27 protein-coding genes and 1 pseudogene are annotated in these 25536 nt (G+C 60.1%); 7 read left to right on the plus strand and 21 right to left on the minus strand.

Features of this window, described 5'->3' with window-relative positions; translation table 11 throughout:
- Nucleotides 1–46: 46 nt before the first annotated feature.
- From NGM07_RS24770 to NGM07_RS24795, 6 genes are all read right to left on the minus strand, one after another.
- The gene (locus tag NGM07_RS24770) at nucleotides 47–448 is read right to left on the minus strand and encodes a hypothetical protein (RefSeq protein ID WP_253522004.1); all 402 of its coding nucleotides are present in this window, start codon (nucleotides 446–448) and stop codon (nucleotides 47–49) included.
- Complete coding sequence (locus tag NGM07_RS24775; protein ID WP_253522006.1) at nucleotides 445–1137, minus strand: hypothetical protein; 693 nt, start codon at nucleotides 1135–1137, stop codon at nucleotides 445–447. Before NGM07_RS24775 ends, NGM07_RS24770 begins: the two co-directional genes overlap by 4 nt.
- Nucleotides 1137–1553, minus strand: a complete 417-nt coding sequence (locus NGM07_RS24780) for a hypothetical protein (protein ID WP_253522009.1) — start codon at nucleotides 1551–1553, stop codon at nucleotides 1137–1139. The genes NGM07_RS24775 and NGM07_RS24780 overlap by 1 nt, the downstream gene beginning before the upstream one ends.
- A complete protein-coding gene (locus NGM07_RS24785) occupies nucleotides 1553–1903 on the minus strand; it encodes a hypothetical protein (RefSeq protein WP_253522012.1) in 351 nt (116 codons plus the stop codon). The genes NGM07_RS24780 and NGM07_RS24785 overlap by 1 nt, the downstream gene beginning before the upstream one ends.
- Nucleotides 1904–2144: 241 nt before the next feature.
- Entirely contained in the window at nucleotides 2145–4073 is a 1929-nt protein-coding gene (locus tag NGM07_RS24790) for an MBL fold metallo-hydrolase (protein WP_253522015.1), read from the minus strand.
- 13 nt (nucleotides 4074–4086) lie between these two features.
- Nucleotides 4087–4650, minus strand: a complete 564-nt coding sequence (locus tag NGM07_RS24795) for a hypothetical protein (protein ID WP_253522017.1) — start codon at nucleotides 4648–4650, stop codon at nucleotides 4087–4089.
- A 513-nt stretch (nucleotides 4651–5163) separates the two neighbouring features.
- Here NGM07_RS24795 and NGM07_RS24800 point away from each other — a divergent pair.
- On the plus strand, nucleotides 5164–5682 hold the full coding sequence (locus NGM07_RS24800; RefSeq protein ID WP_253522019.1) for a hypothetical protein: 519 nt from the start codon (nucleotides 5164–5166) through the stop codon (nucleotides 5680–5682).
- Here NGM07_RS24800 and NGM07_RS24805 read toward each other — a convergent pair.
- Complete coding sequence (locus tag NGM07_RS24805; RefSeq protein WP_253522022.1) at nucleotides 5679–6209, minus strand: DUF5817 domain-containing protein; 531 nt, start codon at nucleotides 6207–6209, stop codon at nucleotides 5679–5681. The genes NGM07_RS24800 and NGM07_RS24805 overlap by 4 nt on opposite strands.
- Before the next feature lie 50 nt (nucleotides 6210–6259).
- Nucleotides 6260–8509, minus strand: a complete 2250-nt coding sequence (locus NGM07_RS24810) for a DEAD/DEAH box helicase (protein ID WP_253522025.1) — start codon at nucleotides 8507–8509, stop codon at nucleotides 6260–6262.
- 644 nt (nucleotides 8510–9153) lie between these two features.
- Between NGM07_RS24810 and NGM07_RS24815 the strand changes: the two genes are divergently transcribed.
- A complete protein-coding gene (locus NGM07_RS24815; protein WP_253522028.1) occupies nucleotides 9154–10407 on the plus strand; it encodes a Cdc6/Cdc18 family protein in 1254 nt (417 codons plus the stop codon).
- 596 nt (nucleotides 10408–11003) lie between these two features.
- Here the strand turns inward: NGM07_RS24815 and NGM07_RS24820 are convergent.
- The 5 genes from NGM07_RS24820 to NGM07_RS24840 form a co-directional block, all read right to left on the minus strand.
- Complete coding sequence (locus NGM07_RS24820) at nucleotides 11004–12209, minus strand: DUF8048 family protein (protein ID WP_253522031.1); 1206 nt, start codon at nucleotides 12207–12209, stop codon at nucleotides 11004–11006.
- Nucleotides 12210–12355: 146 nt separating this feature from the next.
- Nucleotides 12356–12868, minus strand: coding sequence for a DUF1643 domain-containing protein (locus NGM07_RS24825; RefSeq protein WP_253522034.1), 513 nt, complete (start codon nucleotides 12866–12868; stop codon nucleotides 12356–12358).
- Nucleotides 12869–12972: 104 nt separating this feature from the next.
- Complete coding sequence (locus NGM07_RS24830) at nucleotides 12973–13764, minus strand: hypothetical protein (protein ID WP_253522037.1); 792 nt, start codon at nucleotides 13762–13764, stop codon at nucleotides 12973–12975.
- Nucleotides 13765–13823: 59 nt separating this feature from the next.
- Nucleotides 13824–14189 (minus strand): DUF8112 family protein, encoded by a 366-nt coding sequence (locus NGM07_RS24835; protein ID WP_253522038.1) that lies wholly within the window; start codon nucleotides 14187–14189, stop codon nucleotides 13824–13826.
- Nucleotides 14190–14197: 8 nt separating this feature from the next.
- Nucleotides 14198–14440 (minus strand): hypothetical protein, encoded by a 243-nt coding sequence (locus NGM07_RS24840; RefSeq protein ID WP_253522040.1) that lies wholly within the window; start codon nucleotides 14438–14440, stop codon nucleotides 14198–14200.
- 142 nt (nucleotides 14441–14582) lie between these two features.
- Between NGM07_RS24840 and NGM07_RS24845 the strand changes: the two genes are divergently transcribed.
- The 4 genes from NGM07_RS24845 to NGM07_RS24860 are packed head-to-tail and all read left to right on the plus strand — an operon-like array spanning nucleotide 14583 to nucleotide 17127.
- A complete protein-coding gene (locus NGM07_RS24845; RefSeq protein ID WP_253522042.1) occupies nucleotides 14583–15503 on the plus strand; it encodes a transcription initiation factor IIB in 921 nt (306 codons plus the stop codon).
- 52 nt (nucleotides 15504–15555) lie between these two features.
- The gene (locus NGM07_RS24850; protein ID WP_253522044.1) at nucleotides 15556–15771 is read left to right on the plus strand and encodes a hypothetical protein; all 216 of its coding nucleotides are present in this window, start codon (nucleotides 15556–15558) and stop codon (nucleotides 15769–15771) included.
- Nucleotides 15772–15778: 7 nt separating this feature from the next.
- Complete coding sequence (locus NGM07_RS24855) at nucleotides 15779–16279, plus strand: DUF6884 domain-containing protein (RefSeq protein ID WP_253522046.1); 501 nt, start codon at nucleotides 15779–15781, stop codon at nucleotides 16277–16279.
- The gene (locus NGM07_RS24860; RefSeq protein ID WP_253521749.1) at nucleotides 16279–17127 is read left to right on the plus strand and encodes a hypothetical protein; all 849 of its coding nucleotides are present in this window, start codon (nucleotides 16279–16281) and stop codon (nucleotides 17125–17127) included. The genes NGM07_RS24855 and NGM07_RS24860 overlap by 1 nt, the downstream gene beginning before the upstream one ends.
- Before the next feature lie 258 nt (nucleotides 17128–17385).
- Here the strand turns inward: NGM07_RS24860 and NGM07_RS24865 are convergent, their stop codons facing one another.
- The 8 genes and pseudogenes from NGM07_RS24865 to NGM07_RS24900 form a co-directional block, all read right to left on the minus strand.
- Nucleotides 17386–17763, minus strand: a complete 378-nt coding sequence (locus tag NGM07_RS24865; RefSeq protein WP_253521751.1) for a hypothetical protein — start codon at nucleotides 17761–17763, stop codon at nucleotides 17386–17388.
- 75 nt (nucleotides 17764–17838) lie between these two features.
- A complete protein-coding gene (locus tag NGM07_RS24870) occupies nucleotides 17839–18249 on the minus strand; it encodes a DUF7970 domain-containing protein (RefSeq protein ID WP_253521754.1) in 411 nt (136 codons plus the stop codon).
- Entirely contained in the window at nucleotides 18249–19169 is a 921-nt protein-coding gene (locus NGM07_RS24875; RefSeq protein ID WP_253521756.1) for a ParA family protein, read from the minus strand. The genes NGM07_RS24870 and NGM07_RS24875 overlap by 1 nt, the downstream gene beginning before the upstream one ends.
- 835 nt (nucleotides 19170–20004) lie before the next feature.
- Entirely contained in the window at nucleotides 20005–20145 is a 141-nt protein-coding gene (locus NGM07_RS24880) for a hypothetical protein (protein WP_253521758.1), read from the minus strand.
- Nucleotides 20145–20783, minus strand: coding sequence for a DNA N-6-adenine-methyltransferase (locus NGM07_RS24885; protein WP_368410338.1), 639 nt, complete (start codon nucleotides 20781–20783; stop codon nucleotides 20145–20147). Before NGM07_RS24885 ends, NGM07_RS24880 begins: the two co-directional genes overlap by 1 nt.
- A gap of 64 nt (nucleotides 20784–20847) precedes the next feature.
- Nucleotides 20848–22626: pseudogene (locus NGM07_RS24890) on the minus strand (DNA cytosine methyltransferase); the annotation flags it as partial.
- Between the two features lie 78 nt (nucleotides 22627–22704).
- Complete coding sequence (locus tag NGM07_RS24895) at nucleotides 22705–24885, minus strand: hypothetical protein (protein ID WP_253521761.1); 2181 nt, start codon at nucleotides 24883–24885, stop codon at nucleotides 22705–22707.
- A 57-nt stretch (nucleotides 24886–24942) separates the two neighbouring features.
- Nucleotides 24943–25176 carry a hypothetical protein gene (locus NGM07_RS24900; RefSeq protein ID WP_253521763.1) on the minus strand — a complete coding sequence of 78 codons (234 nt, stop codon included), beginning with the start codon at nucleotides 25174–25176 and terminating at the stop codon, nucleotides 24943–24945.
- Nucleotides 25177–25302: 126 nt separating this feature from the next.
- Between NGM07_RS24900 and NGM07_RS24905 the strand changes: the two genes are divergently transcribed.
- Nucleotides 25303–25536 (plus strand): hypothetical protein, encoded by a 234-nt coding sequence (locus tag NGM07_RS24905; protein WP_253521764.1) that lies wholly within the window; start codon nucleotides 25303–25305, stop codon nucleotides 25534–25536.

Consider the following 25536-nt stretch of genomic DNA (forward strand, 5'->3'; position numbering starts at 1 on the left):
GAACAGTCGGGGTTCGGGCACTCAGAGTGCTGTTCCTTCGGATTCCTCACAAGTTCTCACCTTCCGTGCTGGACTGCTCTCGGGATTCTGGTTTCTCCCTGCCTGAGGGATTCAGTCGGTACGCCAGCTTCTCCAACTCGGCGGGGATTTCTTTGACCGGCATTTCCCGGATTTCATCTACGCGGTGGGCGAGTCCTTCGTCTATGCCGCCGAGAGTGACTGTATCACCTCTCGCGGTGTTTATTGAACCGAGTGGGGCAGACTCGTCTCCGACGTAAATCTCAGCGAGTACGGGCACGTGGCGGTTGTTCTGCTTGATGAACAACTGGGTCCCGTTCACATCGATGGTCGCACCGTCTGCCGCGTTGCTCGTAACCTTCACGTCCATGCTTCGGTGCCCTTCGAAGGGGTCCGACCGCTCGGTAGCGTCTGTGGATTCCCCGCTCATGCGTCCTCCTGCTCGTCGACGCGAGTCCACTGTTCGGACAGCTCTCCGGAGATCGTGTCGGCGAGCGTCGGGCCTTCTTCGTCGACGAGTGACGTTGACCCGCTCAGCGTAAGGGCGACGCGACTCACCGCGCCTGTCCACTCGCTTTCCGCCGTCCACGCGACCTGATGTTCGGCCTCTGTCTCGATGGTGGATGGGTCGTCAGGGCGGTTCGCAACCGAGAACGACGAGTTCTCGGAGGTGAGCCGGTCGAACACGGCTTTGGTCGCGGTCCGAATACCCGTCGCGGCGAGCGACTCGGTGCCGTCGGCCTGGAGGACGACGATGAAGTCCTCGCCCCACGTCTCGTCGACGCTCTCCCAGTCGTCGTTCAACTGCTCGATACGGCCAAGCGACGTCACGTCGTAGGCGTGGCCGTCGTCGACTTTGTTGAACGCCTTCGCCTCGGCCTTCTCGACGCCGCGAACCTCCGCGACTTCGGCGTTCGGTGCTGCGACGGTCGCGTGGTCCCACGCGCCGCTCGTATCTTCGACGCCGACTTCGTACCACGTCCATTCGGCGAGCGTCGCGAGCGCGTCCGCCTCGGATTCGGCTTCCACCGGTACGTCGATACCGAAACCGCCGGGGCCGTCCAGAGTGAACTCGAACTCGTCACCGCCGGTCCGTCGCGTCGTACTTGCTGACGGCATTACGCAGACACCTCGTTGAACTTCTCGGCGTCGAACGCCAGCACGTCTCGGGCGTCCGCCATTTCGAGCATGGTATCGAACTGGTCGTCGGAGACGTGCTTTTTCCGCTGGAACACACCGCGAGAGTTGTAGAACGCCCCGATGAGCGTCCCCCGCTCGTCGGGGGAGACGTAGACGATACCTTCGGAGGAGCGGTCGATTCGCACCATTTCGTCAGCGCCGAACCCGCGTTCCTTCCGATTCAATTTACTGTCGATCTCGTCCGCGAGAATCTGTGCTTCGCTCCGCGTCGTCGCGGTCGCGATGTCACCGATTTTCAGGGCTACGTCGTCGCCCTTTCCGAGTACGACGGCGATGTCAATCGGTGCGTCTCGGAGTTCCTGAACGACGCCGTGTTCGGTCGGTTCGGAGGACATTACGCCAACACCTCCTCAGGGTCCAGCCCCGCATTCCGGAGGTGGCGTTCGTCTATCTCGCCGAGTTTCTGTTCGGCGACATCGCCGAGTCGTTCTTCGTAGTCGGCTTCGCTCTCGAAGTCATGATAGCCGAGGCCGACGAGTTGCTCGACGTAGGTTTCCCCTGTTTCGAGATTCCGTTTGTCGACGGGAGCCTGCGTGTTTTTCGTCGGACGGGCGTACCGCTTCTCGGTAGCCCGAATCTTCCCGGATAGTTCCTCGTCGGGGTGGTCAACGACGAGATACAGGTGTTTCCGTATCCGGTCGGTAGTCTGTGCGCTCTCTCGACTGTGTGCGTGCGTGTCGTGCATCTGCTGTCTCCGTGCCCGACACGCGAGGACAGAGTAGGCGTGGGCGCGTCCCGGTGTCGAGCGAAGCCCTCTCCGGGGAATCGAACCCCGGACGTGCGCCAGCGAGGGCGGTTCGAGCGTCTGTTATTCGGTCTCCGATATAAATTTCCGGAGTGGTGAACGTATATGCTTGAGTAATAGTTCTAGCGTACTTAAAGATATGGAGAACGCGAGAGAAAGAGGCTGAGGGTGAATTTAGCGGTTAATCGGCTATCCCACGGTCGTCCAACGCGCTCTCGATTTCTTCCCGAATCACTTCTCGAAGTTCACCCTCGGACCATCCGTCGTCGTTACGTTGAGCAGCAAGTTCCCGGTCCACCGCCGAAACCCGCTCTACCAGCTCCGAAACGCGCTCTTCGACCGCCTTTTCATCTTCATCCCCCGCATCCAATTCGTCCGACGGGGGTTCGTTGGCAGTCTCGGCTTCGGTTCCGTCGTCGGAGTCGCCAGTGAGCGCATCCGTCAGGTGGCTCGAATCCGTTTCGCTCTCGGTTCGAATCTCAATGCTCGGATGAGCGACGTCGTGGACATTCCGGATAGCCACGAGGCCCTCGTCCGGCGGATGGACGGGAATCACCGATTGAACCGCGGCGCGGGTGACGAGATCCGCCGAGAGATTTCCCTCCAAATGATTGACCATCGACCGCTGGTTCTCGGGGTCGCCGTGAACAAGTGCAACGTGGTTCGCGTCGACGTCGCGAGCGAACTGGAGTAGCGTATTGCGAGCGGCGTGCCCGCTCATCCCGGAAACGGTGTGAATCCAGTCGGTCGGCACGTCGAACGTGTATTCCGGCGGTCCGTCGCCGTCCGTCTCGCGGGCCTCGCGCTCGCTCGTAATCGGCCACGCGTTCACCGTCACCGTCGCGGTATCGCCATCGGCCTGCTGGAGGTCGTGGCCGGGCGTCCCTGGTGCTTGATAGCCCGTGAAGAGGATACGGGCTTCGTCGTAGTTCTCGACGAGTTCGAGTAGGTACGCGGGCGAGAGACCGCCCGTGAGCATACCCGACGGACTGACGACAATCGGCGCGGTATCTTGGTCGAGAATCCGCCGCCGGTCATCTGCATTCGACGGCCGCTCGGCGATTTCCGGGACGAACGGTTCGAAGTCCGCAGCGTTCTCCATGTAGTTCATCACGCTATCGTTGACGTACTCGGGCGATGCGTACGCATGATAGCGGTCGGTCGCCTCGGTCGCCATGCCGTCGTAGACGATATGGAGTTTCTCACGAGTCTCCTCGGGGAGATTCCGCCAACGTTCCCGGAAGATTTGGAGAATTTCCTGAGCGCGACCGACCGCGAACGTCGGAATCAAGACTGGAATGCCCCGCTCGATGGCGTCGATAGCTGTTTCGAAGAGTTCTGTCCGGGCTTTCTGGAATGAATTGTGGGTGTCGCGGTCGCCGTAGGTGGATTCGAGTATAAGCGTGTCTGCGCCCGGCGGGGTTTGGATGTCATGAAGGTGTGCAGACCGGCCACCGAGGTCACCCGAGAAACAGACGCGACGGCCACCGGATTCGAGGGTGAGCCACGCACTCCCGAGCAGATGGCCTGCGTCGCCGAACTCGTACTGGAGGTCTTCGTCATGAATACCTACATGGTCGGTGACGCGGCCGCTTCCGTAACCGCTCAGCGGGTCAAACCGGGCGAGCACGTCCTCAACGTCAGTTCGCGTGAAATGGCGTTCGCGACCGGGTTTCTTCGCTTCGCTTTCGTGGATTTTGAGCGAGTCGTGGAGAAGAACGTGAGTAAGTGCGGCAGTACCCTGCGTACAGATGATTTTCGCGTTCGGCGCAAGCAGGTTCCGGTGTTCGAGGACGGGCAGGCCGCCAGAGTGGTCGATGTGCGCGTGGGTGAGGAACACGGCGTCGATAGATTCCGGTTCAAGGCCGCGGAAGTCGGCGAACTGACCGCCACTCCCCTGGTTCAACCCGCAGTCGACGAGGTAAGTTCCCTGGCGCGTCTCCACGTGATAGCAACTGCGGCCAACCTCACGTGCGCCACCGCGGGGGAGCACGACGAGTGGCGTTTCACCGTCTACGTGCTCCGCAGCATTGACTGGAGATGGACGGTCGGCATCCGAATCGTCGCTCGAAGGCGATGCATCGTCGCTCGAATTCGTGTCAGTAGTCATTGATGGATGGAAGTTAGTTGCTCAGTATGTCTTCCGCGTAGAACCGTTCCTGTGACTGGGTATGGCCGGTGAACGTCACGGCTTCGAGCAGGTCGGTCTCCGCGAGCGCCGGGAGGAATGCATCAAGGTCGTTCACGACCGGCGTAAGTGGACGAACGCTATCGGTCGGACTTGAGACCCGGCGGGCCTGCCAGATAGCAGGCGTCGCGTCGAGACTGTTGTACGCGTCGGCTTCCGAATCCGTATAGTACTGGCACCGACTCGCCTGCTGTGTCGTCGTTCGGGCAGCCCGCGAGGGTTTGGCGGTCACTTCGTCGACGCGAGTCAGTTGAAGCGGTGACCGCGAGCGGTCGGGAAGCGCGTCGCCGAGATCGTCACGGACATTGTGAGCGGACAGCGACGAGTCTTTCTGGAAGTACGCGAGCGTCATGTCGCCGTTCTCCGAGTAGATGTCTGGGTCAGCGACGTGCTCGCCGTTTTTCGAAGAGAGATACCGCGCCGGGATTTCAACGAAACAGATTCCGACGAGTTTCAGTCGGTTGGGGTCAGTTCGGGTTTCTTCGTCGAGGTAGTCCACGACGGCCTGGAACTCCTCGATGCACTCACGGGTATTCCAGATGGTCGCGCCATCCGGTGCGCGTTCAGCGGGGTTGTTGAAGTAGATAGTCGTCTCGGGGACGTAGGGCGCGTTGATGGGTTCCCGGAGTTCGACCGGCGATGGGGAACGGTCGAGGCCGTCGTGTCGTCGGTCACCGCTCTTGGTACGTTCGAGTTTCACCTTCGCCGTCACGGGGAAGACGGTCGGAGGAAGTGATTGGAGAACAGCAATCGGATCTTGTTCCTGCAAGAGAACTGCGCGTTCACGTTCAAAATCAGTTCCGGGTTCGGGGGAGTGTTCCGTACTCATGCTATCAGGCCGCGTCTGCGGCGACGACTCGGCCTCCCGCACCCGTTTCCACGAGTGCAAGACGCCGAGTCGAACTGGTCGAGATGTGTTAACTATTCCCCTAAGTAGTTTCTGGATTTAATCGATTGTACCGACGAGAGACGTGCCAAATGATTATCCTATAGGAGGAGAAACGGATTTCTAATGGTCAGGTTCACGGGGGCGTTCGCCTATGAGTGCGACAAATGCGCGTTTGGTGGTGAGCGCGATACGCTAAGAGCCGCATTCACGACGGTACAAGAGCACAGACAATCAGAACTTCACGAAGTTCTCTGGACGCAATTCAACTTCGATCCGCCGCTTGAATCGGCCCTTGGTCCAGAGTGGAAGGTTGAATGCAAGAACTGCTATCAGTCGTGGCGACACGATAGCAAGCAGGCCGCCGAGGAGTTCGCCGACCAGCATGCGAAGGTCGTCGGCCACGAAATCGATTCCATTACCGAGTACGAGGATGCAGCTCTAGAAACAGAAAGCGTGAAAGGTGCGTTAGAGCGGTTGACGCCCGAATTTGACCGCGGTGTTCCAAAACCGGTGTTGCTACATCTTCTTGAGCAAGGCGGGTTTACCTCGGAGGAGATTGACCGAGAAATCCAGCGGCTCTCAAAGCGCGGAGATGTGTATCAGCCGAGTGACCGTCTGTACAGGTACATCTCAGATAGCTAGTAGATGCGGAACGGCCCGTTGTAGGTACCACCGATGTCACCGCGTTCTCGGAACTTATCGAGCATCGCGAGCGCCTTATCACCGTTCATCCCGAACTGTTCTGCGTATTCGCGAACATCGTCTCGGTCGGGGTCGGACTGCTCACTTACTGCGTCGAAAACGATGTCCTTCTGGCTTTTTGAACGGTGCTTGTTCTCTAGGGCACGTTCTTCGGCCTCCTTGGCTGCATCCGAATCTGCTCCCATCTGGTCGAGGTAATCGTCGTTCGCAACGACCTCGGCGATCTCCTCGTCAAGCACGCCATTTTCTCGTGCGCGCTCGTATGGTTCGTCGAGTGAATTGACGCTTGCTTGTACTTTCGTTCGAACTTGGCGGGCGGCGTCTGCATCCTCGGACTGGTAGTAGTGCTTGAGTTTCTTGAACTTGTGACGTTTCCGACATCGTCCGCAGGTCGTCGTTTCTGGGATACTCTGAACGATGAATACGGATTTGCAGTTCGGGCAGACCGTGACGGTTCGGAGTGACATGAGAACAATCGTGTTGGGCAAGTAATGTAAAGGTTCAGTGTCGGCGTTCGCTACAAGAACTCGTTCAGACTAGAGTTCCTGCTGAACGAGGTTGTCCCACCACTCTCGCTCTCTACGGCGTTCTCGCCGAATAGAGGTTCGACATTACGGTCGCCGTTCTGTTGCTCTGCAAAATCGACGAGTCGCGTAGCGCGCGCCTTCCCGATTCGATTCACGTTCTGAAGGACGGCTTCAAGCTGGTCTTTGCGTTCGACCTGCTCATAGGCTTCGCACAGACCTCCGACGAGCGTTTCGGTATCGAAGTTAAATCGCGTATCGCTGCTCCCCAACGTACTGAAGTGGTCTCGAAGATTCCGAATCGTTACTCGACCAACGCCGTAGACGTGGCGCACGACCGGCAAGTCCTCGCGGGGAACTCCTTTCTCGACGCACGCTACAAAGTCGTCGTACCACTCGGGCTTGTCTGCTTGGATTGCATCAAAGAGCGCAGTCGCCGCTTCCAGCGTCATTGAGAGATTTCGGGCAGCCATACGAATCGAAGTTGGGTCGACGTTCGTCCGCTCTTCAATTTCGGTTGCGGGTACTCCCTGACACCAGTACCATCCGAGAACGCCAGCGACGATAGCGGCGTCCTCCTCGGGTATCATTTCCTCGTTCAGTATCTTATCCTGAAGTTCCGTCGAGATACCGTCAAACGAGAGGTAGGCATCCGAGAATGCGCTAAACTGATATAGGAGGTTCAGTGCCGTGAATGTATCTTTGTTTTCAAGGTCCGCGCAGAGGTCATGGACACTCCGAAGTGAGTAGCCGCGGAAGACGTTGAAATTGAATTCGACGGCCGCACTCCCCTGGCGGGTGTTCTCGAATCGCTGTTCAGTCTCGCGCTCACGGAGGAAGCCGAACTTCTGAAGCCAGTCTGCTTCTTCGCGGAGTTTCTGTTGCATCCGCGTCCGCTTATCCATGGTACCATCGTCCCACGCGCGGTCACCGGAGAGTTGTTGCCAGTACAGCGTTTCTGTGAGGAAGTCCTCAATAGCCTCGGGCGTGTCCCACCCCATCTCTACGAGTTCAAGAACCAACCAGCGAAGGCCATCTCCTGAGTCAACGTGGGAAGTGACAGGTTCGAGTTCGGGATTGTTGAAGAACCGCTTGCTTGCTTCGTCAAAGTCTGAGTAAAACGGGAATGCGTATCCCTTCTTGAATCCCTTTCCAGGTCGCGCTGCTCGCCCGATCCACTGAATATACTCGTAAGTGTGAATATAGTCTACTCCAGCACCGTTCCATCGTTTTAAATCGGCGACCACCACCGATTGAACGGGTGCGTCGAATCCATAGGCGAGCGTGGGCGTACAGAAGAGGACTGCAATTTCACCTTCTTCGAAGCACTCCTCAATCCAGTTGCGGATTGAGGAGGGAAGTCCGGCGTGGTGGTACGCGACGCCCTTCGACATGAGGGTGGCAAGGTCGTGTAATTTTCGCGTCGGCTCCATGCCGTCAAGTTTCGACCTGAGTTCGCTGTGGAAGCGCCGGTCACTATGGTTGGCAAAAATATTCGTTTCAGCAAGTCCTTCGGCCCGAGCTTCGGTCTTTGGCTTCGACCCGTTGAATACAAGGTACGGTGCTTTGTCGGGACTCCCTCGTATCTGGTCTATTATTTGTGGTTTCTTATCCTGCTGTTCGTCCAACATCACGGGTTGCTCCTGGATTTCGATACTCCGTTGTTCGTCGCTGATAACGAGGTTTGCGTCCATCCAGTCGGCGAGTTCCTCCGGGTTACCGACAGTCGCGGACATGGCGAAGATGTTGATATTATTGTCGAGGACCGCCGCGATGGCTTTTTCGAGACCACGGCCTCGGCCTGAGTCGTAGATGATGTGGAAATCGTCAAGGATGACGAGATCGAGGGACCGAACGTCACCAAGTCCTCGGAGGATTGCCTGGTAGAACGAGTCGAAGGTAGCGACAATTACGTCTGCGTTCTGGTAGCCACCTTGTTGAACATCGTATTCACCTTCGGCCCAAGTATTGAGTTCGTCTTCTTTTGCGCCGACTAGCTGGTTACTCGGTACGAGGTAAGCAACGCGGCCACCCGCATCAAGCATCTGCTTCGTGACGGCTTCTGCGCAGAGTGTTTTACCATTTCCAGTCTCAGCGACGAGGAGGTGGTTCCCACCGTCAAGAATTCGTTCGTCAAATGCTCGGTATTGGGTGTCAGTGAGGGAGTTGAAACCATGAGCGGCAAGAAGATCTCCTACAAGTGTCTTGTCGTCGGGGGAAAGCGAATGGGGCAGTGAAGACATGTTAGTTTAGACAGGATGTACCTATTAAAGTACTACCTTTGTTAACACATCTGGTCTGGCTGTTTATCGGTCTCAATCTTGATGGAAAGAGAAAATTTGCATCGTCCTACCCCGTACTTCCAACGTTCTTTCGGCGGTAGTGACCGGCTGGCGCTCGGACGTTTCCACCCCAGATTTCCAACGTTCTCGGGTGGTTTTCCGGGATGTGTCGAGAGGACCAACCCCGGAATTCCAACGTTCTTTCGAGTGGCGGTGATCGCGGTCGTTTAGGACGGGGACCCCACACTTCCAACGTTCCTCGGGGATCGAGTGAGAGAGCACGGACTGGACGAGACCCCCACCCCGGAGTTCCAACGTTCTCGGCAGGAAGGACAGGAGGGATGGTGGTCAAGACGGCATATTGCCGTCTTTCTTCTAATAGACCAACTGCAATACGGATTTGGTTTAACAGTATTTCCCTTAAGCTCTTCGGTTACTAAAGACTCCCGTAGAAATTAGCAGGGGTTCGATTGTTCGCCAGAACGTTGGAAGTGCGGGGTGGGGGAGTCACCGACAGTCTTTATATGCAACCGATACGGTGGAAACGTTGGAAGTGGTGGTCCGGTAGTTTTATGTCACGTCCGATAGACCCGTCAACTGAAACGATGCCCACGCCTACAGACGGATACAGCTTCACACCACAGAAATTCCCCTACAAGAACCGCGAAGCACTCCTGGACGACTACACCCCCGACACCCTCGTCGGCCGCGACGACGAACTCCAAGAGTACCACGCCGCCCTCCTCCCCGCCATCAACGGCGAACAACCCGACAACATCTTCCTCTACGGCAAAGCTGGCGTCGGCAAGACCGCCTCGACGCGCTTCCTGCTCGACCGCCTCGAACAGGACGCCGACGAATATGCCGTCGACATCCACTCCGAGATGGTCAACTGCGACGGCCTCAACTCCTCGTACCGCGTCACCGTCGAACTCGTCAACAACTACCGCGACCCCGAAAACCAGATCAGCGAAACCGGCTACGCCCGCTCGCAAGTTTACGACATGCTCTGGCAGGAACTCGACAACCGAGGCGGCCTCCACATCATCGTCCTCGACGAAGTGGACCACATGAACGACGACTCGATGCTCTACCAGCTTTCGCGAGCGCGCGAAAACGAGAAAATCGAGAACGCACGGGTCGCCGTCATCGGCATCAGCAACGACCTGACGTTCAAGGACTCGCTGTCGCCCAAAGTACGGTCGTCGCTCTGCGAGCGCGCGATCTCTTTCTCGACCTACGACGCCAACGAACTTCGAGCGGTGCTTGACCAACGCCAGCAGGTTGCCTTCCAGGAGGACGTGCTTTCTGAGGACGTCGTACCGCTGTGTGCCGCCTACGGCGCGCAAGAATCCGGGGATGCACGGAAGGCGCTCGATCTTCTGATGAAAGCGGGGGATAAAGCCCGCGAGGACGCGGGGTCGACCGAAATTGTCACCGAGACGCACGTCCGGGAGGGCCGGGAGATGCTGGAGCGCGAGGAAATCCAGAAGGGCATCATCGACTTGAACGAACAGGAACGCCTGATACTCTACGCGCTGGCGACGTTCGCGGCGGAAGGCGAGACGCCGGTTCAGTCCCGAATGCACTACAAGCGTTACAAGCAACTGACCGAGCGGGCTGGAAGCGACTCGCTCTCCGAGCGGTGGATGCGCGAGCAGACCGACGAACTCGATATGCTCGGACTCGCGTACGTCGAGGAGAAGAACGAGGGCCGACGCGGTGGTCTCTACCGGGAGCATGAACTCCGCCAGGACTTAGAAATCGTCCTTGATGCGCTCAGCGAAACCATCGAGAGCGTCGGCATTCACGAGAGCGTCCAACAGTACACCTCGACGAACGAGGCGCTGTCGGACTAAATATAGTCCGAATTTAATAAAGTTCTCTGAATTCAACCCCTCTTCTAATTGCAACCCTTGTTATAGATGAGTAATGTTATGCAAAATGCTCTAAGTTTTCTTCATGTAGATGGAGCACGGTTATACAACCGGGGAATAATGATGGCAAATCATGTGGGTCGGGCATTCGGCAGATGCTTGGACTGTAAACTCGTCTGTCCTGTGAACATCCATCCCGATGGGGCTATTACTGCATGCGGATCACCAACCTGTCCATCATGCAACGGAGAATCATTCGAACGTGTTACTGTCGGGGACCAGTGACCACAGCAGTCAATCTCTATCTTGAAGACGACGTTGTTGAGTACCGGTCTGAAGCGGAAGGAGAATAGCGAATGCCGGTAAAGAAAGAGCTACTAATTGCAGTACGCTAAATGCGACTTGCCTATCCACCATATTCTCTATACTGCTGGAACGAAAATCGGGCTATTGGCCGACCACACACTCTCAATCGCTGTTCTCCCATTTCTTCCGACCTAACCCTAACAAGCTCCTAAGATTCCGCCGGGGTTATTATTCCAATGCTCGGGGATTCCACCCTTCAGGCGCGGAGGATATCAACTGGTTAGAAGTAGTACGTCGTACTTCTGAACCCACTGCTGAGACTCCTCGACACCCGTTTTTAATATAATTTCTTCGGACGCTCGGACGTATGCCAGCTTCGCAGCTTCGAGCAAGTCCTCGTCAAGCGCTAAGTCGTCAGCGGCGTCCGGCCACGTCTCGGGCGTGACGAAATAGACCGTCACGTCGTCTAACTGAACCGGCGACGCCTCGTCTATGAGGTTGAGATCGTCTTCCGAGACGGATTCGTTGATGGTTTCGAGCACGTCGACGAGGCGGTCGCGGTTGACGCCGACTGTCTGGGCGGCCGCGGTAATCGCCTGCTCGGAGATCGGCGTCGCCGTCGATTCGACGCTCCCGCCGAGCGTCGCCTGCTCGCTCTCCGATTCCTCCGGCGTTGTCTCTCCGGAGTCCTGGTCGCGGAACGCTCGCGGGACGAACTCGCGGCCGTCCACATAGCCGAGTGGCACGAGGCCGACCAAGCCATCGTCGACGAGCGGTTCGAACAATAATGGATTCTCGTTGTCGTAGTCGTCGAGATTGAGGCCGAGGCCGAACTCATCGAGGTGGCGACGCGGAATCTTCACCGACAGACTCGTTCCGGTGTCCATGACGCGGCGGAGTTCCGGATTACTGTCCGGATTCTCGCCGGGGTCGTCGGCGCGATTCAGTATTAGGAGGGGGTCGGTCTCGGCGTCTTCGAGGTCGCTGTAGAGGTAGTCGCCCGCTTCGATTCCGGCGGCGCGCGCTTCCATCCCGAATCCGATACGCCATCCCGAGGACTCTTTCATGAGCCGAATTGGGTCTCCCTCTTCGCGATGGTACTTCGAACCAGAACCACCCGCCGAGTTGTCGGTCGGCGTGTCGTCTCGGTCGCGGGTTTCAGGGAGTGGATCTGGATACGATTCGAGGTCCCGAACGTCGTCGCGGAGGAACTCCCCGTTGCGTTTGTGGTACTCGTAGTGGCGGTGTTGAATCGTCTCGGTCTTGCGGTCGTACCGAATCTCGACGCGCTCCTCGACGTTCCCGTTCGTGATTGGCAGGGTTTCGAAGACGCGGATTCGGTAGTCGCCGTCGTCGTAGGCGTCCACGTCGAGCGTCTGGCGGTCGAGTTCGTCCGCGGCGATATCGAGCACGCGGTCGATTAGCTCGCCGAGGTCGCGCATTCGAGGGATGCCCGGCGTAGGGATGTCTCGTGCCATTTGGGTGTCTGCTAGCATACTGTTGGAGTAGGGTCGTTGAAAAACCGTGCGAGTTCGACTAGACGGTCCCCTCGCGGATGTATTCGAGAATCACGTCGCCGTGGCACGCCTTCGAAATGTCCGAGAGGGCCGTCCGAGTCGGTCCGTCAGACATCTGGCTTGAATTCCTCCGGCTCGGCGTCTTTCGGCTGATAGAGCGGGTGATTGGGATGCCCGTCTTTTGTCGTGTTGAGCGCGTAGAGATCTGCGTCGAGAAGCGCTGCAACCTCGCGACCACGGTTTTGAAGGCTTCCGTCCGTCCCCCAGGCAGCGACAACCATTTCGGCATCGTCACAGATAGCGCGGAGGTGGTCGTCATTTTCAGGACCGACCGGATTAGGATGGTCGTGAAGTTCACGCGGCTTGGTCGCCCGGTACGCGAACAGGTTCCCGACGACCAGACTACCGTATCCCCAGTCTTTCGCGTAGCCGAGACAGCGCCGGATAGTCGGGTCGTCGTCTGTCTCGTCGGCCGTACTGGGGTTAAGCATGATGAACGCGAGCGTCGGCTTGTTTACGTCCCAGGTTCGGGTCAGTCTGTAGCGGTACTCTCGGTCGTCGCTGAGGACTGCTCGGCTTCGGGTATCTTGAAGCGGGGATTCTTGGGTCTTGTCTTTCATGCCGGACGCCTCAGTAATATCTTTCTATAGATATAATTTTCGAGACTATTCGGGACTGTCATCTATCATCCAGGCCGTCAATTGAGCGCCGATTGTGGTGGTCATTAGTCGTTCTCTCCCGTGAACTGCTTCAGTCCCGTCTCGACGGCGGAGGTGACGACGATTCGGCCGGGTTCCGCACCGAAGTGGAGTTTCTCGGTCTGCCAGTCGAACATGTATACGAGCGCCTTCGGGATGTAGAGGCGGTACTGCTCGGTCAGGTTGTCGTCGACGCCGGACTGGTGGGTTTGAACCAGTCGGACGTTCGGCGTGTCCTCGTCGAGCACGTCGAAGTCTCCGACGAGCACGAGGTCGCCGTCCCGGACGGAGACCCGCCAGGCCACGGGGTCGCGTTTCGCCAGCCCGAACGCGTCGACGAACCGGTTCGTGAGGTCGATGCCGAACTTTGTGTCGAGTTCGAACAGCGACTTGACCATCGGCGCGACGTCGAGCGACTCGCCCGCATTCGCAGCGACCTGTGGGCGGAGTGGGACGGACGGCCGCGCGTCGATGTAGCCCTCCTCGGGGTGAGAGTCGTATCGGAAGCGAAGCTCGCTCCATTTCTCGATATGGTCGAGCAGGCCGGTCGCGGCCGCGGTGACGGGGTTCATCCGGACGGTCATGCTGTTGTTGCGCTCGTTCAGCTTGAGTCGCCGGACGCCCGCACGTTCCTCGGTCACGGTGGTCGAGATTCGGTAGGTGAACGCCGACTCGTCCAGGTAGGGCGTGATGGCGACGGGCTGGCTATGGGTGAGGCCGTGGGCGTCTCGGAGTGACTGTCCGAGCACCGCTTCGGGTTGTCGTCTCGACACCCAGAGTGACCCGCTCGTCTGTTCACGGTCGTCGGAGTCTGGCATTGGAGTTCATTCGATGAGATGCACCCCTCTGCCTTAATCTTTACTACCTTTTCTGGGCTTTAGAGTGTGGTGCCTTCGGTCGGCCCACTCCACGCGCGAATCTCGACCGACGAGAGCGACACCCGCACCGTCTGAGCCGCCCCGAGTTGCGTCGACGCGAGAAACGCCGTCGCCAGCACCTCCGTCACACCAAGCGTCGGCGACCGGATTTCCTCGCGGTCACAGTCCTCGCGACGACAATAGACGCGTGGGAGCGCCCACCGGTCGCTGTCGGCAGGCTTCGTGGCATAGACCGTCACCGGGTGGCCGTCGTGGAGGTCGCGGCCGCACGTCGTACAGCACGCCGCGCTCGGTCCGAGGCGGCCGACCTGGAGGCCGGTCAAGACCTGCTCGACGCTCGTCTCGGCAGTAAGAGAATCGGTCATTCTAGGTGCTACTCGCGTAACGTCGGGAGGTGGTACAGCGCGCCGACGCCGTGGCCGTGCTTCGCGAGTTCGTCGCGGAGCACGTCCCAGTCGGTCACGTCAGCGAACCCGGCAAGGCGGCGGCCGTGGCGGTCCGCGGTCGGTTCGTAGACGAGGAGACCGCCGGTCGTCTCCTCGGTCTGCATTCCCGGCGGAATCCGGGCGGGCTTCGGTTCGACGCTGGTTCTCGGGGGCTGCTCGGTAAGTGCCATTTGGGTTGCCTCGTGTGTAGAGATGTACCCCCGCTACAAGTAGTTTACTATCTTATATTGGGTTTCTACTCGCAAAACCCCGGATAAGATAGTAAAATGTAAGTAGCGGGGGTGAATCGGTCTACTTGGGTGCAAGACCCAAATGGCACGACAAATCACAGTCGAACACCCCCGAGAAGCCCACTCCGGCACCTGTCCGGAATGCGTGGGCACACTCCGAACGACCGGCCACGAAACCACCTGCGACGACTGCGGCCTCATCGTCGACGACGCGAAAATCGACCACGGCCGCGACTGGCAGTACCACGAAACCGACGACGAAAACCCGTCGCGAACCGGCGCTCCCCGCACCGTCTCGCGCCACGACAAGGGCCTCTCGACCGAACTCTACGGCACCTACGACAGCCATGGGACGCTGCTGTCCGCCCGGAAGCGCCGCCAGCTTCGACGGCTTCGAAAGCACCACGCGCGTTCGCGCTTCGAGTCGAAAGCCGAGCGCAACCAGTGCTACGTCTTCAACGAGATTCGGCGCATCACGAGCGCACTCGGACTCGCCTCGACCGTCCGTGACCGCGCCTGTGACCTTTTCCGTTCCGCCCAAGGCGAACGCCTGACCCGGGGCCGGACGCTTGAAGGGTTCGCGACGGCGTGCGTCTACGCGACGTGTCGCTGTCTCGGCCTGCCGTGGCAACTCAGCGACTTCGAGACGCTCTCGCGGTGTGGTCCCGAGCAGACGAAGAACGCCTACGGCGTGATGAACGCGGAGCTGTCCCTGCCGGTGCAACCGGTCGCGCCCCGGGCGTACGTCCCGCGGTACGCGGCGGAACTCGGAGTGAGCGACGAGACGCGGCGTCGAGCGCGGGCGCTCGTCGAGCACGCCGAGCAGAACGGCTTGGTCGGCGGCCAGCGCAGCGCGCCCATCGCGGCGGCCGCGCTCTACACGGCCGCTCGCGAATCCCCGGACGCGTTCGCCCAGGGCGACGCCGCTCGGGTCGCGGAGTGCAGTCGCGCAACGATTCGCAAGCGGTTTCAGGAGTTCGTCCAAGTAGCGGGCCACCTCTAAAACCCACAATAAGATAGTAACATATTTAGGGCCGGGGTGTATCTGGTAGAGTATGAGCGAGAAGATGCAGACCCCGGGCGACGTGGCATTGAACCTTGAATCCCGTGACGACGTTACCCGAGCAGTCTCGACATGGGACGACTGCGACGTGGCGGTACTCGTCGAAGACGGGACGAACATCGCCCCAATCCGACGCGGCCGAACGGTCGCGGGAATCACGAACTTCGATGCCGCGCCGTACACCTTGGTCGAACTCGACCTGAACTAACCGCCCCGTGGGAGTAGCGTGGTTCGACTCCGCGCCGGGGCTTATGCAGACAGCAGCAAACCGAACGACGCTTGCACTCGTCGGGTGTGGTTCAACCAAGCGAGAACAGCTTGCGCCTGCCAGCGACCTCTACACGTCGACGTACTTCGCCAAGAAGCGAGCGTACGCCGAAACGTACGCCGACGAGTGGCGTATCCTCTCGGCCGAACACGGCCTTGTCCACCCGGACGCCGTTCATGAACCCTACGACGCAAGCCTAAATTCGCGCTTGGACGCCTATATCGGAGACGACGCCGTATCGGTATGGGCCGAGAGTGTTAGTCACGACCTCACGTCACTCCTCGACGGCGTAGACGAAATCGTGATTCTCGCCGGTCGGGACTACTCCGACCCGCTCGCCGACTACCTCGCGACCGCGCCGCCGACCGTCCGGTATCCCTTCGAAGGACTCGGCGGGCTTCCCGGCCAGATGAAATGGCTCACCGATAAGCTGGAGACCAATTGCTGATGGTCGCCAAGCCCCCGCTTCCTGAAGGGTTCGAACTCCCCGAAGCCGTCAACGGCTGGATGCACGACGCAGATTCCAACCGGAACGGCCACGTTTGGACCGGCGAAGACGCCGAGCGATCTGTCGGCGTGTTCTCGGGAGTTAGTGACCGCGTGTACGTCGCCGTCTTCGACGACCGCGCAGACGGCTTCTGCAACCACATTGACCCGGTTGAACGGTCCTTCGGAGAGGACGAAACGAAGGCGGAAGCCACAGCGTGGGGCGTCGAGCAAGCAGTCGCGTGGATGCAGCAGCACGCGCCCGAAGCGTGGGACCATCCGGCTGTGGAAGAAGCCGTCTTCGACCCACCCGTCGGGTTCGTGCTCGACCGTTACTATCTCGAACAGCGCGAGCACATAGTCTACTACCGGCAGGAGGACGCCGAGAAAGCCGTTAACATGGCGGGCGGCCGAGTTCCGGAGACCGAACCGAGTTTCGGGACACGTGCGTACCTCGTCGTCAAGACGTGGCGCGGCAGCGGGAACTCGACCATTGCGCTCGCGCCCTGGCTTCGAGCGCACGACGACGAGATGCACGAAGTGGTGGATACGCCTGACGAGTGTGGCTTGGCGGTTGCGTTGAAGCTCGCACGCGAGTACGTCTGCGAAGAGACGGGCGAGACGCGAGACGGAGTAGCAGCCGGGCAATCCGACCTCGCGGAGTGGTCCGCGTTGCGTGTCTCTGTACCGACTTTTGAGACCCAATTCGGTAGTCTGGCACCGAACGTTTTTAATGCCGGACGCCCGACGGTTTGGTACGGGACTCAGAAACGACAACACAGAATGCCATTTGGGTTGAGCTTCTTCTGAGTCCCTGTTCCGACACTCGACAGCTGGCGCTGTCGGCAGTACCTTATCCGACGCTCTGACGGCACGGGCTACCCAGTTGAAAGTCTGAAAAGGCGTGTTGGCGGCCCCTCACCTCCGCCGACGCCCGCCACAGTGCTCCTCCTAGAGGAGCAAATGGTAGTAGTACCCCGTCAAAGAAAAGAATTTCCTAGAAAACTAACACAATAAGGCTTGAGGTCTAAGGTATCGAGAGACTCTCCCGATAACGACACGACCGACCTACGACTCAGATTCGAGCGCATCCTTCGTCCGCCCCGCGTACATCTGTTCGATGTCCCGCGCGCGAATAGCGAGACTCTCCGCCGGATCGTCGCCACCCGTGCTGTAAGTCCCGAGCGCGTCTGCGACGAGTTCCGCGTCCTGCCGGGACCGAATCAGTGGTTGGCCGGACGCCTGCCATGCACAGTACAACGTTTCGTTCTCTACGGTCTTCGAGCGGAGAATGTCCTCGGCGGCCAACTCTTCGACAAGTTCCTGCACGTCTACTGCGTCGGCCTCGAAGAACTCCGCAATCTCGTCAGCGGTCAACATCGGGTCTGTGGTTTCTCGAAGCGTCGCGAGAACCGCGTCCGCCGTGAGTTCGTCCGACTTCGCCATTAAGCGAGTGTTCGGCGTACTGCTAGGAAAGCGTTGCTACCCATGAATATCCTCGGCGAAAAAAGCGGGGGTCGCCTACTCGTCGCGGTCGACGTCCAACCCGCGCGCTTCGAGCACGTACTGAGCGACGAGTTCCGGCCGATCCGCCGCGATTCGAAGAACAGCATCCCCGATTTCGCGCTTCGCCGCGTTCTTCACGCCGTGCTCGCGCTTCAAGATACGCTTTACGTCCAGGTCGCGAGCGTCCTCCCAGGCGTCCATCGATTCCTTGCGGCCGTAAATCGCGTGCTGCATGTTGGAATCGTACGGGAACGCCGGTTCCTCTCGCGGGTCCGGTTCTTCGGCTTCCGATTTCTCTTTCTCCGGCGTCGAGCCCGTCCGCGCTGGTTCGGATTCGCTCTCCGCTGTCGAGTCGGTCGACTGAGCGGAACCGTCATCGCTCTCGGTCTGCTCGCCCACCGCTTCTTCGAGGTCATCGAATCCCATTATCGGGCCACCTCGCCAGACTCGACGATAGCCGCGAGTTCCGCGTAGTAGCCGAGTTGGTCGCAGTCCACGTCGTAGTCTCGGAGCGGCTGTCCGGCGTCGTGGGCCTTGTCGATGGCCGACCGATGGCGAATCCCCGGTAGCGGTCCCTCGTACTCGCCCGCGTCGACAGCCTCCCAGTCCGCTTCGGTGAGTCTCGCGAAGTTTGGGATGAACTTGCTCGCGTTCTCCCGGCCGTTCAGTTCCTTGAGGAGTTGGCGGTCGCGCGTCGCATGGTCGATACGACCGCTCAGGTCGGTCGGCACGACCGCGAGAATATCCAGGTCGAAGTACTCGCGCGCCTCCTTGACGAGACGGTTCATCGTGTTCGACAGCCCGCTCTCGTAGCCGTTCTCCGGCCGGAGCGGCAGGATGATGTTCCCGGTCGCGTACATCGCGTTGTCGTTCAGCTTCCCGCGGTTAGCGGGACAGTCCACGATGATGTAATCGTAGTCGTCGCCGAGGAGCGGATCGACGAGGTTCTTTTTGAGCCGGGTCGTTCCCATCGTCGCCTCTTTCAGGTCGCTCTGGACGCTTTCGAGGTCCTCGTGCGCGGGGAAGAGGTCGAGGCCGCCCGCGACGGAGACGATGTGGTCTCGGGGGTCGTCGCCGTCGACGATCACGTCCTTCGCGTGGTTATCCTCTTCGTCGTCGGCGCTCGCATAGATGTCCTCGTAGCCGAGGTTCAGCGTCATGTGGCCGTTGTCGTCGAGGTCGACGACGAGCGCGCGTTCGTTGCGGTGGGCGAGTTCGCGCGAGAGGTTGATTGCCGTCGTGGTCTTGCCGGACCCGCCTTTCAAGAGGTTGATTGCGACGGCGCGGGGTTCCGAGTTGATGCTGTCGTACGGAGTGAGTATCTCCGCGTGCGTGTCGTGTGCCATTTGGGTTGTGTTATTGCCTGCGGTACCTGAGGTGGCTGAGCCACCTGAGGTACCTAAGGTGCGGTTTTCTGCCGGTACACGCCAGACTGCTCATCGAACCGGTATAAACTTTTGCACCTGTGGTGGCTGAGGTAGCTTAGGCACCTGAGGTGGCTGAGGTGGCTTAGTTGGCTTAGGTGACTAAGGTGGCGTGGCTTTGAATTCCGAAAGTCTCGATATTGACGACCAAACGCGCTGACTCGCTGGTTCTCGGCTATCTGCTCGAAATCGAAAATCGGAGTCAACGATCCGCTTCAAACGAACGAGTTTCCTTGCCACGGTGCCTGAGTCACCTAAGGTACCCAAGGTAGCTCAGCTACCTTAGGCACCTCAGGTGGCTTAGGTGGCTAAGGTACCGCAGGTTCCTTAGGCTTCTGATGTATGGCACTCACCTTAGCTACCTCCGGTGGCTTACCTACCGCAGGTACCTGAGGTGGCTGAGGTCGCGACGCAAAAATACTCTCTCAGTCTCAGACGGACAACAGCAGGCCTCCGGCCTTGACGGCTTTGGAGTTCTGCTGTCGCCGGTCGTAGTTGCACGGTCGCCCCTGGGGACACCGAATCAGTGGGGACGGAAATTGAATAGGCGTGGGCGCGTCCATCCCGCTGGCAGTCGGCAGGAGTTCGGAAGAGGACTCCCACCGACTTCTACGCTACTGGTAGTCATTCAGTCTCGGCTATAAATGTTTCTGGTTCCCCGGCGTAACCGTCTTTCAGAACGGAACAACCCCGAGAAGTGAACTCCGAGACGGACGTTCAATCGTCGGACTCGGGACCGGAATCTACTCGGTCCCGGTCACGCTCGATGCACTCGCGTTCGGAGCAACTGAATTCGAACCAGATAGTAGGTCGAGAGGAACGCCGTCATGGCCAGCGTCCCGATGAGTAGTCCCCAAAGCAGGTGGGCGAGATACTCGAAGAACAGCAGTTCGAACATCACCGCATACCTCCGAGTTCCGTCTGTGGATGTTCGTTGACGACGGTGCGACCCTCGACGACTATGCCGAGTTGGTTGAGCGCGTCAACGAGGTCGCCGGGAACGTCGTCAGCGTAGACAGCGAGCACCAGTTCAAAGCTGGGGTTCCGGTCTTCGCCGCGGAACGGGATGCGCCCCGGCCCGACGAGACAGAACACGTCCGCAGCGGCCACATGGTCGTGGAAGACGTGGCTACTGGTATCGCAGGGGAGCAGCATCACGACGCCATCGACGGTGTCGCGGGCGGCCTCGTTACGAGCCTTCCGTGCCCACTTCTTCTTCTTCGCGTTCCCGTCGCCGTTGCTTGACCACGGCGGATTCAGCCACACCCAGCCGTCCCACCCTTGCCGGAGGCCGTCGTTTTCGGTGGTGTACCGCGTGGGCGCGATAGGCTCCAGTTCCGCGCCGGAGGCCGGGTCGGTATCGAAGCCGTCGACGGCGCGAGCGAGTGGCCGCCAAATCTTGGGCGGGGTCGCGTACTCGTTGTCCGTCGGGTCCTGCTCGTGGCCGAGGCGAACACCGTGAGCAGTTGCGTCCGTTGATTGCTCGGTCATCTGAAACCACCTCCTCGTAGGACGGGATTTCAGCCTCGGACTCATCAGCGAGACCGCCGCCGAACGTTGCGAGACTCGGGTCCTCGGCGGTCAGGACGTGCTTGCACAGGCTCTTCGCCAAATTCACCGGCACCGCATTCCCAATCTGCGCAGTTCTGTCGGTCTTCGTCCCGGCGATTTCGTACTCGGCGGGGAAGCCTTGGGCCTGCTGGAGTTCGCGCGGCTGGAGCATCCGGTAGCGGACGTCGATGCCCCACGGCCAGAGTTCCGGGACGCAGAGCGCAAAGCGGTCGCGGCTGGTGACCGTGCCGAGCGGCTGGTCGAGCGACTTCGGCGGCCCCTCGTAGTCGTCGATGAACGGATGAACGACTGGTGAGGCGAGTCCTGCCGGACTCTTCGATGCGGTGACCGTCATGAGCGGCCGGTCAACCGCCCGCGTCCGTGGGCGCTGTCCCGGTCGGCCGTTGTAGAGCGGGCAGAGGTACGGCGAAGAGAGCGCGAAGACGCCGCCCCTCTCGGTCGCGATGGTCGGCATCGGGTCCGTGACGTCGAGCGCCCTGCCACCGTGCGAGTACCGGACCAGCGACGGCGAGACGAGTTTCGCCCGCGGGTCAGCCGTAATCGTGTGGAACGGCTGGCGACCCGCCGGGTAGAGCGGGTTACTGTGCAGGCCGCGATAGCGGCCATTCTTCGGCATCACGAGCGAGTGCGTCTCCGTCGTGACGATAGCGTGACCGCCACGCGTCGCAATCGTCGGCACCGGGGACTCCTCGACGTCGACCGGATGTGCGCCGTCCTGCTGGCGCAGAAGGTGCGTCGTCGCCATCGCGGCCCCACGGCCGGGGAGCGGCACCAGAAACGGTTCGTCGGCGATGCTGGCGACCGTCGCAGCGTGCTCGGCAGGGACAATGCGCTCCTCGCGAAGCCGATAGATGTCGTCTTTGCCCAGCGTTTCGAGAACATCTGCGAACGGAACGGCCGTGTCACCGCAGTGGCGGCGGAGTCCCTCGGCAATACGCTGCATGGTCGAGTTCTTCGGCGGAGTCTTCCGGCCGTCGTCGATGTCACGGGTCCAAATCGAGCCGCCCAGGTCCGACCAGTCGATAATCTCCGCGGCCGTCCGGTGGTCGGGGAGATCGTCGCGGTCGTCGCTGTGCGTTGGGGCGGGGAAGGTGACGCTCCCGGCCTGCCGTCCGATGATGAAGAAGCGTTTTCGGGTGGTCGGGTCGCCGTAGTCGGCCGCGACGAGTTGGGTCCAGTCGACCGCGTAGCCGAGTTGGTTCAGCGCATTTATCCACGCGTCGAAAATCGAACCGTCTCTGACGGGCTGGCCGTCCTCGACGGGACCCCAATCCTGTATCTCGGGCACGTTCTCGATGACGAACGCGTCGACGTCGAGCTTCTCCAGCCAGTCGAGGACGTGCCACGGCGACATCCGCTTCTGCTCGCTGACTGGCTTGCCGCCGCGAGCACGACTGAAGTGCGTGCATTCGGGACCGCCGACGAGAAGGTCGACGTCGAGGTCGGCCTGCTCGTCGTCGGCGAGCTTCTGGATGACGTCCGGTGGGTGGAGTTGCTCGACCTTGCTATGATACTGGTGCGCAGTCGGGTGGTTCGCCTTGTGCGTCTCGATGGCTGGGTCCCAGTGATTGATGGCGGCTTCGCGGAGTTCGTAGCCAAGTTCCTCGTAGGCCTGTCGGAGGCCCTCGCTGAAGCCGCCTGCACCACAAAAGAGGTCGACGGCAACGATTTCACCAGTAGTTGAAAGCACGGGACAAAACCGGAACCGATACTGACCCACTCGGTGCAGATTATCGACGAAGACGCGACTGGCTACGAAGACTCTTCTGAGAAGTGCGCTGTTTCTGATAGGATGGCGGAGAATCACGGACGAAACGCGAGAACGAGCGACTACTGACGAGTGCTGCGGCTCACCGTTTTGCTACCACGAAAAGGCGCTCAGGCGTCAGCCGAACTCCGCGTCCGGGAACTCCAAGTTCAGACTGAGGCCACTGAGGACGCGCCGGTCAAGTTCGTCCAGGTACGTCGCCTGCTTCACCACGATCTCGTCATCGTCCCGGTCGGGACTCTGGTCGGCGACCGCCGTGTTCAGCATCACCCACCCGTTGTACAGCAGGTTCTCCATCATCCAGAGGAACCGCCGGTAGCCGAGGTCGCGTGACCGCGTCTTGGCCGCGAACGTCCCTTTCTTGTCCCGGAACGCCGTCTCCACGCCCCACCTGTCACGGTAGAGCCGACCGATTCCCCACGCCGACCCTTCCGGATCGTGGCCGATGGGGTTCTCGTCCGGGTCGATCCCGGCGCGGTCAACGCTCTTGCTCGTGATGATGCAGAAGTAGTCGATCTCCTCTTCGTCCTCGTGGGGCTCCTCGATGGCCTGGTCAAGCGTCAGCTGCCCCTCGGCGACATCCTCCTCTTCGTCGTCGCCGAAGTCATCGAGCGTGGTGTCTGGTTCGTCCTCTTCGTCGTCCTTCTTCTTGTGGTCGGGAACGCTCTTGAAGTCCTTCTCCAGCCCCACGAGCGTCGTGTTGTGCGTGCGGCGGCGACCGCTACTTGACAGCGTCCAGTTGCTGTCCCAATCCGCGCGGCCATCGAAGCCTTCGACCGTGTCCTTCACCGCGTCGGTCGCGCCTTTCCGAATCGCGTAGTCACAGCCGCACTGGCGGATGTACCGGCATATCTTCGTGTCCACGAACTCGGCGTCGGCCATCACCGTGTCGATGTTCACGAGCTCCCGAGCGCGGTCAAGGATGTACCGAACGCCCTGGAACTGGTCGTTCGGTGGGAGGTACGACAGGGAGGCGATGATGAACGCCCGTCCGTTGATTTTGATGGTGCCCTGGAGTTCCTTCCAGGCGTAGCCGGTATCGAGGTGGCTCTGCTTGTGGACGCCAACCGGCGGGTCGCTCTTCACCGAGGAGTGGCGGCTGTGGTCGTGCGTGGTGTAGTCGATCCGGAGGTTGAACGTGTCGTCTTCGTCGATGACCTCCTCTTCGTCCCGAAGCCACTCTATCTGGCGCTCAATGGCGTCTTCCGTCCTGAGGTGCCACGTCGCGGTCTCTCCCTCCGGATTGTGTGGGTCGATAGTCCATTCCTCTTCGAGGGCGTCGCGGAGATCGCCGGTCACGAGGTGCGGGTCTACGAGGTCGTGCGGCGGTATCCACCGCGCGCCGTAGGCGTCGTGATCGTCCTCGTAGTAGCCCTCGATCTTCGTGCGTTCGACGTTCCGAACTGTCCGTCGGAACGTCTGTGGAGTGAAGACGCCCCACTCTTCGGTGCCGTCTTCGCGCTCCTCGATCAGGCCGTAGTCCTTGCCCATCCGACTGATGCCTTCTTCCGCGTAGTCGTTCCGCCGGCACATGTGCGCCCCGGCGTCGGTGATGAGGTCGCCGTCCCACTCGAAGGAGTCGTCACGGTCGTACGAACAGACGTCCCGGATGATGTCGGCCTGGATGGTGTAGGCGTCCTCCTTGATTCCCTGCTCCATCTCGCCGATGGGGTCTACGTCAGGTTCGTCGGCGGTGTGGTCGGTGATGAGGTTGTCGCGGATGTTTTCCGCAGTCTCCAGCTCGTAGTCCTCGGCCTTCACCGCGCACTCGGCGGCCATGTACCGGACGTGGTCGCGGAAGCCGGGACGTACGCGCGTCATCCACTGCTCCCGGAGCGTCCGCTCGCTCGGTGTCTCGCCGTCGAAGCCGAGGCTGGTGGCGAGGTCGTCGTTCTCGTCCAGGCGGTCGGCCAGTTGCTCCCAACTGACAACGGAGTAGCCGTCGGAGGGCGCGATGAGGCGGTAGATCCACGCGCACACCATCGGCTTGAAGTCGTAGTCGGAACCGGGCTTCAGGTCGTCCTCGGGGACGGCGTCGATGAGCGGCGGCCTGATGACGTCGGTGACGTCGTCGTAGCGGTCGGCGAGTTCGCCGCGGAGGGCTTCGATTGCGCCGTCAAGCGAATCGAGATCGAGGTCTTCAGGAGAGTTGTCCGGAGCGTCGTCGTGCGGTTCCCGCACCGTCTTCTCGGGAACTTGTTCGGGTGGGGCGTAGAGGTCGTCAGAATCGTTTTCGGCGATGGCCTCGACCAATCCATCGGGGTCGTCCCGGGTGTCTTGGTCGGGGCCTTTGTCCATACCGGGGACATGTCTCTCTTGGTTTATAAGCTCTGCTCCGCGTGGAGTAAGGGAAGCCTACTCGGGAATCCAGTACGAGACGCGGTTCTCTGTGTGTTTCTTCTTGGAGAGTTCGCCCTCTTCAACCAGGGAGTCAAGCCGTCGTTGAACCGTCCATCGGGAGGCGTCAGGGAAGACATCGACAAGGTCTGAGACGATGTAGGGCTCGCAGCGATTCATCTCTTCGAGAACCTGCTGCGGCGTCGGCTCCTCGGGTGTCCGCGGCACATTGTTGCTGTCAGTCTCGGGCATCCTTATAGATGCACCATGTGGGGCAACGACCTTTATTCTTCCCCACACGGTGCAGAATAGGCTGCCGTCCGTTCTGCACCACACGGGGCAAAACTTATGTGGTCTGCACCACACGGTGCATATACAATGAGCGTTCCAGCCTACGTCGAAGGAAAAGACCTCAGCCGCTACGCGGATGAACACGGAATCGAGAAGAACACGCTCGTGCGGTCGAAGTGGGACAAGGCGACCTACCAGGCCGTCAAAGTCACCGACACGTACGTCGCCTTCGACAACGGCGAGAAGCACACCCACCGCGACCTCGCCAACTCCGTGGAGAACGGCACCATCGAGGTCATCGGCCAGCGCTCCACGAGGTAA

It is taken from the genome of Halorussus vallis (assembly GCF_024138165.1).
In the GTDB taxonomy this organism is placed as follows: domain Archaea; phylum Halobacteriota; class Halobacteria; order Halobacteriales; family Haladaptataceae; genus Halorussus; species Halorussus vallis.